The organism is Lactobacillus helveticus DSM 20075 = CGMCC 1.1877, assembly GCF_000160855.1.
In the GTDB taxonomy this organism is placed as follows: domain Bacteria; phylum Bacillota; class Bacilli; order Lactobacillales; family Lactobacillaceae; genus Lactobacillus; species Lactobacillus helveticus.
In genome coordinates, this window is the sequence record NZ_GG700791.1 from 1 (window position 1) to 604 (window position 604).

Below are 604 nucleotides of genomic sequence, written 5' to 3' on the forward strand. Positions count from 1 at the left end.
TAGTAAAGCCTTACATTAAAAGATAATAAATTCATTGATCGTTAAAATTCCTCACATTGTGGGGCATTTTTTATAGCTAATTTTAAATTTTCTTAAAACATTAAGTGGACCTTTTCACATATAATAATTAAAGATTAATTTTTAGAAAGTTGGAAAAGAAGTGACACATAAAAAATCATTTTTTTCTTGGTGGATATTTATTGTTTGTTGTTTTATTTCAATGATTGGATTTGGTCTGTTGGTTAACACAATTGGATTATTCTTCGGGCCAATCAGTCAGGAGTTTAATGTGGGACGTGCTAACGTTGCACTAATGACGACGTTCCAGAACGCGGCAGCCGCAATTGCTTTGCTTTTTGCAGGTAAAATCATGGAAAAGGTAAACTTACGCTGGCTCTTAACTGCTTGTTTTGCCTTAATTACCGTTAGCATGCTTAGCTTAACATTTGCCAATTCATTAGTTCATTTTTATCTTGCTTGGACAATCATTGGGATTTGTCAGCCAATCGCAATTACTTTGTCAATTCCTGTTTTGCTTAGCAAGTGGTTTAACCAAAAGCTCGGTACAGTGATGGGAATTTCGCTTGGACTGTCTGCTTTAGGT

The 604-nt window shown here is 34.6% G+C and carries 1 protein-coding gene; it reads left to right on the plus strand.

Translation table 11 applies throughout. The features are described from left to right. Positions 1-220: 220 nt before the first annotated feature. Positions 221-604, plus strand: a 384-nt coding sequence (locus tag HMPREF0518_RS09360) for an MFS transporter (RefSeq protein WP_003627993.1), incomplete at its 3' end; no start/stop codon positions are given.